The following is a 12,153-nucleotide window of genomic DNA, read 5'->3' as shown; positions in this document are numbered from 1 at the left end:
AATGTTTATTTCGTAAACTTTTTAAGTCTCTCTTCAACTACTAACATACGGTCCTTATACTTGTCTTTTTGTTGTTCTAAGCGACGGTTATAATCTCTTTGTTGTTCTAAGCGTTTTTCACTCAGTTTAGCCTCTTGACTAAGCCTATGATTTTCTTTCTTAAGTTCTGCTATTTCCTCATTGGAAACATTAGATTTACTTGAAGCTCCTGACTCTAAATCTTTAATTTTTTGATTTGCTCGATTAAATGAGTTTTGAAGTGTTTGAATACGTTTATCTTTTTCCTTCATTCTCTTGGAATTTAAGAAACTTTGAGCTGATAAAACTGTCTTAACCGCTTCTTTACTCTGAGCCCTTTCTTTTTCTATAGCATAGAAAAGATCATCAAGGTGTTTATCTGACTCACTTCTAGATATTGCTTCAACTTGGTCTAAATACTTTTCTAGTCCATCTATAGTGATCCAGAAGTACTCCTTTTTATTTGCCCTTATTCTGCCCACTTTACTTTCTTTGAAAACAGATACTAAACGTGGTTTATTAAAAGTAACATTTTCTAGGTATGGCTTTTCCATTGAACTAATCTTGTATAATGTTTTGCTTTTAAGATCATCATGGTCCAGATTAATTTTGGTTGTAATCAGTTCCTCAAAATATTCTTCATCGTGGAACCCGAAAAATCTATCCTTCACAAACACTGAAAGTAACTTATTACCTTTATATTCAATTTCTGATTTTACAGTTACCATTTTCCCACTAAAGTGAGTTTTAAAATCTTTAACTATATTTAATTTGTCATTAATTTCATTAGCCTCAAACTCTTCAGCAATGAACTTATATGATTTATCTTTAAATCTAAATAATTGAATTGAATTTTGAAGATTAATCCAGCCTAAACGTTCGTCTTCATGTTGGATTTGAGTATATTTAATACCATCTTCATATTTTTCAGTAATTGTCGAAACAATAGAAAATTGATAATCATCAATTTCTTTTGAACCTTCATCTTCACCAACACTTCTATAGATCTTTGTACCTTCTTCTTCGTTCAGTATGAACTGTTTAGGGTAATCGTATGCCACTATTTCCTTCATTTCAATTCACCTCATAGATTGTTATTAAAATATAAACCGAATAGCAATGCCATTCGGTTTATATTTGTATTTATATATAGTTTCTAGAATTTTTGGATGTTGCCGTAGTTGAAGTATTTAACTTCTTCGAAGTTGTTAGGTACAACATTCTTAGTATCAAAAATAACTTTATCTTTCATACCTTCAAAATCAGTATCAGTTAAAGTCTTGAATTCACTGTGATCACTTAATACTAGGACTAAAGAAGAATCTTTAATCGCTTCAGCCATGTCTTTTTCCACAAAGTCCATCTTAACGTGTGGATCGAAAGCTTCAACCTCTAGGCCAGATTCTTTACGTAATAACTCATAAATATCAAACGCTGGTGATTCACGAATGTCATCCACATCACCTTTATAAGTTAGACCAAATACAGTCACCTTCTTACCACGAAGTTTGCCAAGGATGTCTTTAGTTGTATTAACAACATACTCAGGCATAGACACGTTGATTGAACGTGATAATTGGATTAATGGTGACTGTTCAGGTGCTTCAGCAATAATGAAATAAGGGTCTACTGCTAGACAGTGACCACCAACACCTGGTCCTGGCGTGTGTAAGTTAACACGTGGGTGCTTGTTCGCCATTTCAATTACTTCATGTACATTGATGTCTAAATGGTTACAAATTTTAGCTAACTCATTTGCTAAAGCAATATTCACATCACGATAAGTGTTTTCCATTAGCTTAGACATTTCAGCAGTCTTTGCATTTGTTTCAATCATTTCACCTTTAACGAAAGTGCCATATACTTTCTTACCAGCTTCAACACATGCTGGTGTCATTCCACCAATGATACGGTTGTTGTAAATAAGTTCATGCATAATCTGTCCTGGTAACACACGTTCAGGGCAGTGTACTAAGAAAATGTCTTCACCAATCTTAAAACCTTGTTCTTCTAGATAAGGCGCTACATTATCATCCATAGTACGAGGTGCGATTGTAGATTCTACAATTACAGTGTCACCTTTTTTAAGTATAGGAACGATTGACGCAACACCAGCCATAACAATAGAGATATCAGCAGATTTATGCTCATCATCATTGTTTGGTGTTGGTACCGCAATAATATATGCGTCTGCTTCTTCAGCAACAGTCGAAGCTCTGAATTTACCTGTTTCTAACACTTCTTCAAGTGCTTCTTGTAGTCCAGGCTCCTCAATATGAATTTGTCCTCCATTAAGCATATCAACTGCCTCTTGTTTAATATCGACACCTAACACATCTACGCCGTGTTTAGCGAACATAATAGATGTAGGTAAACCTATATAACCTAATCCAATTGTTGTTAGTTTCACTATGAAACACCTTACCTTCTTCAAATTTAAATTTATACTTTTCTTAGTATACCAAAACTTTTTACATTAAAAAGATTAATTTTCTGTAAATATTTACTTAATTCATGTTTGTCATTCTTTTTAGCACTGATAATTGTGACAGCACTGTCAGCTAATTCCAAATAAGTTCCGTAATTTTCCATATCATCCACTTGAGGACCAATGATGAAGATATGATCATAATAATTCGTCAATGGACTTAATTTTGATAATACATTATACTCATTAAATTTTGTAACGATTTCCTCATCACTTAAATCTTCAATATGAATGACATCTAATCGTTCAACAGATGTCGGTTGAATGGCTTCACTTAAAAACATGGAAGTCTTCAATGTTGTAAATAAATTCGGCTTGGCTTTTGAATTTATATACGTTTCAACCTGGTTAAACGATTTTCCATCTAAGTTAACGATTAACACACGATCTTTTAGGCTGGCGAGTAAGTAAGCAATATGAACTGTTGCTTCAACTGTTGCCGCTTGCTTTGTTAAAGATGAAAATATTGTCTTATTTTTTGGATTATCTTTGTTCTCTTTTCTTATTGCAATCGCAGTATCGTATAAAGTATTTAAAAGATCTTTGTCAAATACTGATTCACTTTGTTCATTTGAACTCATATTCTCACTCCTAGAATGTACCCAATGTTCTTTCGTTTAGATAGTATTGGATATCTTCTTCAGTATTAATGTTATTATTGTTGACTGCGAGAATGATCCCTGCAACAGTACCAATGATTAACCCTAACATAACAATTATAATCTGTAAGGCTTCATTCGATGTTTCATAAGTCAATTGGCTTACGTTTTCGGTTATAACGAATCCTTCCGATTCTAAAATATCATGTACTTGTGAATGGATCGAATCATAATTAATTCCACTTTCTGTTGTAATGCTTAGTTGTAACAGATTAGAATTTGTTTGTCCATTCAACTCGGCTACGTGAATATTATCAGAACTATTATTAATAGTATCATTTAGTAAAATATTTAAATCTGCAATAGAATTTGGTTCTAGAGCAGTTTCTAATGTATAATATTCTTCGTATGTTGTACTGGACGGTGGAATGAAGAAGTTAACCACTGTAGCAAGCACGCCAAAACTAAGCATGCAAATAATAATATTAAGAATGTTTTTCTTTAAAAAGTACATAAGTCTGCTCCTTAATTCGTGATTCAAATTATATTATACTATTAAGGCATGCAAATAGAAAACATTCTATCGAAATCTAGAGGTGCAAGTAATGAAAATTGATATTATCGGAAGTAAATTTTCTTCCAAACTAACAGAATTCAGAAGTTTTCCCTATTCAGTTAACAACTTCATAGCTGGTACTAGCTTATTATCATTGTTCTCAGAGCCGTATCCAAAAGCAATGAAAGACATTAACACGAGTGATATCGTAGAAATCTCAACGGCTCATAGAGATTTAAATAAAGCAAACCTGGAGAAACTTAAAGAATCTAACTCAGAAGTCTTAATGATTGATTTACTCAGTGAACTAAACGATATCGTCGTCTATAATGGTGCTTACTTTAACCGTCGTTCATTCGAATTGATTGATGATAATATCGACTACCAAACAGTTAGAAAAATTGATCAGTTTAGAGCTTTAAGGGATAGAATCAAAGATGTTCTAACCTTGGCACAAAGATATGACAAAGTTATTTTAATCGATGTACTACCTAATAATGTTTACGACAGCTTTATTTCAGGCCTATATGAATTACTCTATAATAATATAGAAAATAAGTTAGTAATCAGTGCAGGAAATGATGCAGTTAAAGATATACTTGACGCACCACTAGAAATCTATGATGCAGTTAACCAACAACTTAGAAAAATTAATTCAGATAACTATGACAATCAACTGCTCTTTGACGAAAAATTAGAAGGTGATATTCTATCTGTTTTTATGAACTATGTAGAAGAACGTCATTACATCTATGAATTATATAAAGATGGTCGCCCTTTTAAAAAATCTCACCGTACAGATTCACGCTTTTGTCAGTTCCATTTAGATGATGCTGGGAAATACCGAATTCGCGTAACAGCTGAAGTGGATAATATTAAGCCTAGGTTCTCCGATACCTTTGTGTACAATCCAAACACCCTTTCAAGAAAAGGTAAGTTATACCAATATGTTGAAATGCCAAGTGATGAAAATTTATGGATGTTAAATCTGATATTGTCTACTTCTAAATACAAAGGACTAGTGGGTAACCCATTTAAGTATGTAGATGGTTATAACGGTCTAGATGTATTTCTAAAAGAAGAAGTAAATGAGGTCTATATTAAAAAAGAAGACTTATTAGAAATGGCTTTAAATATTCTTTATGACTTAAACAAAGACGATCTTGAAACATTCATCGTTGATAATCAAGATGCTCTTAATTCAGCATCAAATGGGATTAAGGATTATATTAGTAAGTTAAAATAAAAATTGTGCCTAAGGTAAGCCTTAGGCACAATTTTTTTAAGCAATCATTTCTTTGTACAAACGATCTAATCGATCGATTAATACTTGCCAATTACGATTTTCTTCAACCCATAATCTCGCTGATTTACCAATAGAGTCATTTGTTAGTACTTTGACCACCGCTTCTTTAAATGCATCTTGATTATCTGCTTTGAAGTAAACGCCGTTGACTTGATCAATCACCATTTCTTTAAGCGCATTGACATCACTGACAATAACTTTCTTAGCCATTGCCATAGCCTCATATGTCTTAATCGGTGTCACCAACTGACAAACAAGCTCATCCACTCTAGGGAATGGTGCGATATCGATAACTGAATAGAAGTCCTTAACCGTTTCAAATGGAACTTTACCTATAAAGATGACATCCTCACTTAAGTGAGCCTCAAGCACTTTCTTTTGGAGCGTCGCACGATATTGACCATCTCCAACAATTAAGAACTTAAAACGTTTGTCATAATAATCACTTTCGTTTAGTTCTTTAATTGTATCAATTATCATTTCGATACCTTCATAATTAGTAATTGATCCAATAAAACCAAATACAATACTATTTTGAAGGTTATACTGATTAATAATGGATTCCGATTTTTCTGTTGGATATATCTTATCTGTGTTTACACCATTTTGAATTAAAGTAATTTTAGAAGCATCAATGCCTTTAAAAATTAAATACTCTCTCAAACTCTCACTAATTACAACGACCTCATCAGCATAAGAGCAGCAAATGACCTCATACTCTTCTTGCATATTAAATCTGTCTGACTGATAGAACTCATGAATTTTAGATGTTTGTGTATGGTGCCACATGCCTCGAACCTCATAGATTGTCTTGATTCCCATCTGATTTCCTAAACGAATAGCAGGAAGTGCATTTTGAAAGTTAGAAGCGGCATGAATGATAGAGGGACGCTCCGCCATGACAATCTTATATAATTCATCTTTGTAAGTATCGAAATATTTTTTTAAAGGTGTTCGATTTGTTAGGTACTTATCTGAGCGATCAATATAATATGTGCGATATTCCCCATCATCTAGTCCAGGTTTTTCATAACTTTCATGTTCTGGGGACCAACCAAGGCGTGTAGTCACCACTGGTCGATATCCGAGTTCTTTTACTCTAGATATAATTTCATTTGAACGAATTGTATAACCATTAATAACTGGCATTCCTTTGTTTAGTACAAAAAGTATTGTTTTTCCATCACCATCAAATTTTGAATCTAAGGGTAAGGGCTTCGGTTGCCATTCTTGTTGCATCAGTTTATATTCTTGTTCTGCCAGATTAAATTCACCTGGATATACTCTTGAAGGAAAGTGCTTTTTCATTTCCTTTAAAAACTTAAAGCGAGCTGTAATATTACCGATTGCATGATTTGCTCTAATCAATGCCCTTAAAACATCTGCACTGGTTGGTTTAATCTTATACGCTTCTTGTGCATGGTAGAGTGAGTCATTAAATCGTTTTAAATTAAATAAGTACATTGAAAGATTAATATGAAGCTTGTATTTCTTTTCAGGTAAATGGCGCTTAATTAACTGGTTTAACTTATCAGTCTCATTCTCAGCGGCATAGTATCTACCGAGTATTAAGGCATGATTATATTTTTTACTTGCCGTCTTTTCTAAATAAGAAAAAATATAGGGTGGTAGATTATATAACTTATTTACCCTTTGGAGTTGTGCAATCACTGCATTATATATTCTAGCTCTAGCTTTGTTTGAAAAATTATCATATACAAATCGATCTGTATTATCATTAGTGTCTTCATCTAAAAATAGAGTTGCACTTTGAAATACAGTTTCTAAACGCTTATCTGACTTAAACAAACGAATTGCATTTGAGTCCTTAAATTGTATCTGTTGATCTATAATGAGTCTTCGTAAACTCATAATATGCTGTGCATTAAGCGGTACTTCAGGCAACAATTTTAAAATTTTATTCATTAACACTTTCGTACCTTTACCAAAGTGATAATAATTTAATAGATTTTGGAGTTGGTCAGATTTTTTGTCAGTCGAAGCAAGATTGAAATCTAATACATCGACTGCGATTGGATCTATGTATTTAAATAACTGACTATTATTGTTGATGTGATCGACAAATAAATCATTTAACGGTTCAACTAATTCTTCTTTTTGGAAGTGATTATTAATTACTAAGACATAACCGAGATGTTTTAAATTAATATCTTCTTGGTCAATCACTACTTTTAAATCAGATAACTGAACATCAGGGTCATCAATTTCTAAAACATTTTGTCTATAGTTTGTCCAAGAGTATTGGTAGAATAAATCATCTTTTTCTTCGTTATATAATTCTACCAATCGCTGTTTATTTCTACTCATACGGTTAATCATACGTTCAATCGTATCGTATTGATTTGACTTTAAGAAATTACGAACTAAGACCTCTTGCTGGTCTTTTGTTAAGTCACCGAGTACATCATGTCCAGATTCTGCAATATCTTCAACATCATCAAAACGCTTTAAATTATAATAAAGTTTGGTCTTAAAAGGTACAAGTGCCTTATTACGGTCATTTTCAACCATCTCTAAAGACCCTTTATAATCCTTCTCATGACGTAAAATAAGCGCCTTTAAATAAGCTTCATAATCATTGGCTAATCGCATACGATCAATCAAGTCAAGTAGCGTTAAGTGTCCTGACTTTCTCAAAAAGTAACTTAAACCCGGCTCTTTTTTACCAATCTTTTTAGTCAGACTTATTTTGAGTATGTGTCTAGAGACAACAGGCATATTATATTTTAATGCGAAGTATGATATAACTCCTTGAAGATATCTCATGGCAATTCTCCTATGTGTCTATCAGAAATGAACTAATATTATACCTTACAATATTTTGCTATATTTAAAAAGGCTGTTTTAATTAAAAACAGTGAATACTTGTATTAGTATACCGAGCACCATTAGTAAGAACAGCCCACTACCGACAGCAACACTCAACATATTAATCTTCTCTTTCGGTAAAACCAATCTTTGACTTTTCGCCATTTGTTCGGCAACCATCTTATCTTTATACTCAATCTGTTCATCACGTGTTAAGTTTTTATATTGACCCACAAACTCAGCATAACTTTTTACTACATCTTGCATATCTCCAAATTGTTTCATTTCTCCATATTGTACCCAAACTGCCTTATTACAAAACTGTCTAATTTGACCAGTTGCATGGGACACGAAGAATATAGTTTTACCTTGTGCTTGAAAATCTCTCATTCGGTCAATACATTTGTTAGCAAAAGTCTCATCACCAACAGACAGAGCCTCATCTACAATGAGAATGTCCGGGTCTGTATGAATAGCAATCGCAAAACCAAGTCTTGACCTCATTCCGCTAGAGTAACTCTTGATTGGTTGTTTGATGAAATCACCAAGCTCAGAAAATTTTAAGATATCATCATAACGATCATTAATATCTTTTTCAGACAGACCATGCATTAAGCATTTAATACGAATATTTTCTTCGCCTGTTAACTCATTATTTAAACCTGCACTGATTGCAATAAGTGATGTTCTTCCATTAATATGAATATTCCCTTTAGACGGTACCGTCGCTTCAGCAATTAAGTCAGACAGTGTAGTCTTACCTGAACCGTTCAAACCCAAAATACCTACTGAATCACCAGCATGTACTTCAAAATTAATATCTCTTAATGCATAGAATGGTTTAGCTTTATATAGCCAACCAAATGAAATTAAGGATAAGACTTTTTGAATTCTATTGCGATTTATATCATATATTTTTGAGACATTATCTACTTTTACTTTATACATAATTTCACCTCTACAGATAATCGACTAATCTGTCTTTATAGCGATAATGAACCTGAACTCCAACAAAGAATAAGAACAATGTAATCGACCAGAAATAGATATGGTCAGCAGCTGTACCATAAAATGCTGGTCCATCAAATATGAGCGCATTTCTGAATGTCATGAGAAGATAAGCGAATGGGTTAAAAGCCATAATTATAGACATCAATGGTGGTCTACCTTCTGGCTCCCAGAAAATTGGTGTTACAAAGAAAAACATTCTCATTACATTTGCCTGAACATTTTTAAAGTCCCTTATTAATATGTTCACTGAAGACATTATTAAACCAATACTATAACTAAAGGCAATGGTGGCAAACATAAAATAAAACCATACTAAATAATGGCTTGGTTCAGAATAACCGTTCACTAAACTGATGACTAGTACGATTAAAGTCATAATTATAAAAGAAATTACATTATTCATGACCGACATCGAAAGCAAGATAGATGAAGGGAACTTCATCTTTGTCACTAAGTTAATCTGGCTACTAATGGCATTTGATGTTGCATTGACACATCCTGATATAAAACCAAAGGCAAATATACCAGTAATCAAATAGACGAGGAAAGGTACATTCTGTACATCTCCTCTATCCCCTCTTAGTCCAAGTCCAAAGACAACATAAAATACGCCAACTTGGGCAGCTGGCATTAAAATTGTCCAAAGTAAACCAAGATAGTGGTTGGCGTATGAAGCCTTCAAGTTATATAAACTCAACTTCCAAATCAATGGCAGGTTTTCGAAGTTTTCTTTTAATAACGCAAATACATTTTTCATATGGTTTGCTCCAATTTGTAAGATCGAAGTTAATTATACTCTTAAACTATTATTGTGTCACTAGCCTTTCAATTACAAGACCTACAGTTGAATCATACCCTTTTCATGCATTTCACTTAAGACCATTTCTAAGGCATATTTAACGTGCTCAATATGTAGCCCACCTTGGGCATAGACTGTATATGGGGATCTAATTGGACCATCAGCAGATAATTCTAGTGATGCACCTTGTACAAAGGTACCTGCAGCCATGATTACCGGGTTTTGATAACCTGGTATTTGGTCTGGTATAGGTAAAAATCTTGAATTGACTGGACTCGCTTTTTGAATCATTTGTGTGAATGTTATCATCTCTTCTTCAGTATTGAAGCTCACACTTTGAATTAAGTCAGTTCTTTTATCCTTATAAGAAGGTGAAGCGGTCATATTCAATTGTTCAAAGACATAAGCCATTAAGAGTGCGCCGTTTACAGATTCTATGACTGCATGAGGTGCCATAAAGAATCCTTGGTACATATCTGTTAAAGCATTTAAACTCGCGCCCATTTCCTTACCGACACCTGGTACAGTTAAGCGGTAGCTTACTCGTTCAACAAGGTCTTGTCTACCTGCGACATAGCCACCCATTTTTGCGAGTCCTCCGCCAGGGTTTTTAATGAGTGAACCAGCGATGATATCTGCACCAACTTCAAGGGGTTCTTTACTCTCAACAAATTCACCGTAACAGTTATCTACGAAGACAATCACATTTGGGTGCTTTTCTTTGATTGTTTTTATGATGGTTTTTATTTCTTCGATTGACATTGATTTACGTGCTGAATATCCTCGTGAGCGTTGGATACCAACTATTTTTGTTTGATCACTGATTGATTCGAGAATTTTCTCTGTGTCAAACTGATCTTCTTTTAAGTCTATAGTATTGAATTTAACGCCTAATTCCATCAGACTACCTACGTCATCTATACTATTACCGATGACCTTCTCTAAGGTGTCATAGGGTTGGCCAGTAATATAAAGCAGCTCATCTCCTTCTCTTAAAATACTGAGTAGCACAAGACTAATTGCATGCGTCCCTGAAATGATCTGTGTTCTTACCAAAGCATCTTCAGCCTTGAAGACATCTCTATAGATATCCTCTAACTTATCACGCCCTGTATCATCATAGCCATAGCCTGTTGTACCATTAAAGTCTGATTCCATAACTGAATGTGTATTAAAAGCCTGCATGACCTTCTTAAAATTTTTGTAGGCTAAATCTTTATTCTCTTTAAAATGAGACGCCAATACTTCTTCTGCCTCATTTATGATGCTTATAATTTTTTCTTCCTTATTCACTATCTTCATCCTTAGCTATTATTCTATTTACAAAATTCCCATCAGGTTCAAAGCCAGATATTCTCACTGTTTCTTCTTCGATTTCTATATCCTTAACCACTGTTTGGCGTTTAAGATTATAAATCTTATCTTGTCTATATATTGGCACACTGACTTCATAATCACTGAAATACTTAATCATGAAGTCTTCTATATAAGACAGTAGTTCAGTTGAATCCATATTTTTGTTTACAAAGTTATAAGGCACAGGTGGTAATAATTTTTTACTGTCGTTCAGGTCGCTCTTATTAAATAAGACAAGCTGTGGAATATCCGCCATATCTAGTGACTGAATCAATTGCTCAACTGTATCATACTGACTGTTGATATCTGCAGCATTATTATCAATCACATGAATAATAAAATCACTGTCCGCCGCTTCTTCTAGTGTTGATTTAAAACTCTCAATTAAGGTCGTCGGTAATTTCTGAATAAATCCAACAGTATCTGAGATAATACATTGGAAACCGGATGGTAACACCATCTCACGGGTTAGTGGATCTAGTGTAGCGAAAAGCTTATTTGCCTCAAGCGCCTCTGCCTTAGTCAATTTATTGAAAAGCGTCGATTTTCCAGCATTGGTATAACCGATTAAAGACACTTTCGTCACTTGATTTTCACGACGCTTATTTCTATATCTTAGGCGGTGATTATCGATAACTTTCAATTGCCTCTTTATATCAGAGATACGTGAGTTTATGTGCCTACGGTCCGTTTCAAGTTTTGTTTCACCGGGACCTCTTGTGCCAATTCCACCACCAAGGCGTGATAAGTTTATGCCTTCTCCTTTAAGCCTAGGAACCAAGTATTCAAGTTGAGCGAGTTCGACTTGAAGTTTACCTGACTTCGACTGCGCTCTTAAAGAAAATATATCCAAGATGACTTGGGTCCGGTCGATGACACTTGTATCTAACATAGTTTCAATTGCTCTATTCTGACTGGCTAAAATTTCATCATTTACAATGCAATAATCCAAGTCTTCATATTGTGCTTCGATTTCTGCTAAAAATCCAGAACCTACATATGATTTACGATCCGCTCGCTGTCTATTTTGAATATGGATGCCAATGATTTCTATACCTATTGACTCAGAAAGTTCTTTTAACTCTTTAACTTCGGATTCAACATCCTTAGTTTCAGGCAAATTTGCTGCGATAATGATTCCGGTATGCGTCATTTCTATGACAAACACCCCCAAATTTTTTATTAATATTA

The 12,153-nt window shown here is 33.9% G+C and carries 10 protein-coding genes; 1 reads left to right on the top strand and 9 read right to left on the bottom strand.

From position 1 onward, the window contains the following. Positions 1–5 precede the first annotated feature (5 nt). The 4 genes from EYB29_RS03040 to EYB29_RS03025 all read right to left on the bottom strand — a co-directional run bounded on the left by EYB29_RS03040 (position 6) and on the right by EYB29_RS03025 (position 3,619). A complete protein-coding gene (locus tag EYB29_RS03040; protein ID WP_166626538.1) occupies positions 6–1,091 on the bottom strand; it encodes a GW dipeptide domain-containing protein in 1,086 nt (361 codons plus the stop codon). A gap of 83 nt (positions 1,092–1,174) precedes the next feature. Beyond that, complete coding sequence (locus EYB29_RS03035; protein WP_166626537.1) at positions 1,175–2,428, bottom strand: nucleotide sugar dehydrogenase; 1,254 nt, start codon at positions 2,426–2,428, stop codon at positions 1,175–1,177. A gap of 32 nt (positions 2,429–2,460) precedes the next feature. Further along, positions 2,461–3,087, bottom strand: a complete 627-nt coding sequence (locus EYB29_RS03030) for a ParA family protein (protein ID WP_166626536.1) — start codon at positions 3,085–3,087, stop codon at positions 2,461–2,463. 10 nt (positions 3,088–3,097) lie between these two features. Continuing rightward, entirely contained in the window at positions 3,098–3,619 is a 522-nt protein-coding gene (locus EYB29_RS03025) for a YveK family protein (RefSeq protein WP_166626535.1), read from the bottom strand. A gap of 91 nt (positions 3,620–3,710) precedes the next feature. Here EYB29_RS03025 and EYB29_RS03020 point away from each other — a divergent pair, with 91 nt between their 5' ends. Then, the gene (locus EYB29_RS03020; protein WP_166626534.1) at positions 3,711–4,907 is read left to right on the top strand and encodes a DUF6270 domain-containing protein; all 1,197 of its coding nucleotides are present in this window, start codon (positions 3,711–3,713) and stop codon (positions 4,905–4,907) included. A 36-nt stretch (positions 4,908–4,943) separates the two neighbouring features. Here EYB29_RS03020 and EYB29_RS03015 read toward each other — a convergent pair whose 3' ends face one another. The 5 genes from EYB29_RS03015 to hflX all read right to left on the bottom strand — a co-directional run bounded on the left by EYB29_RS03015 (position 4,944) and on the right by hflX (position 12,115). Next, the gene (locus tag EYB29_RS03015) at positions 4,944–7,754 is read right to left on the bottom strand and encodes a glycosyltransferase family 4 protein (protein ID WP_166626533.1); all 2,811 of its coding nucleotides are present in this window, start codon (positions 7,752–7,754) and stop codon (positions 4,944–4,946) included. Positions 7,755–7,832: 78 nt separating this feature from the next. Beyond that, positions 7,833–8,747, bottom strand: a complete 915-nt coding sequence (locus tag EYB29_RS03010) for an ABC transporter ATP-binding protein (protein WP_026867641.1) — start codon at positions 8,745–8,747, stop codon at positions 7,833–7,835. Between the two features lie 7 nt (positions 8,748–8,754). Further along, positions 8,755–9,564, bottom strand: coding sequence for an ABC transporter permease (locus EYB29_RS03005; RefSeq protein WP_026867640.1), 810 nt, complete (start codon positions 9,562–9,564; stop codon positions 8,755–8,757). Positions 9,565–9,645: 81 nt separating this feature from the next. Continuing rightward, a complete protein-coding gene (locus EYB29_RS03000; protein ID WP_371807493.1) occupies positions 9,646–10,899 on the bottom strand; it encodes a methionine gamma-lyase family protein in 1,254 nt (417 codons plus the stop codon). After that, complete coding sequence (hflX, locus tag EYB29_RS02995; RefSeq protein ID WP_166626531.1) at positions 10,892–12,115, bottom strand: GTPase HflX; 1,224 nt, start codon at positions 12,113–12,115, stop codon at positions 10,892–10,894. The genes EYB29_RS03000 and hflX overlap by 8 nt, the downstream gene beginning before the upstream one ends. Positions 12,116–12,153 lie beyond the last annotated feature (38 nt).

The organism is Jeotgalicoccus sp. S0W5 (assembly GCF_011634875.1).
Lineage (GTDB): Bacteria > Bacillota > Bacilli > Staphylococcales > Salinicoccaceae > Jeotgalicoccus > Jeotgalicoccus marinus.
Note: the sequence above shows the minus strand (reverse complement) of the source record. Positions and strands in the feature narration are given on the sequence as shown.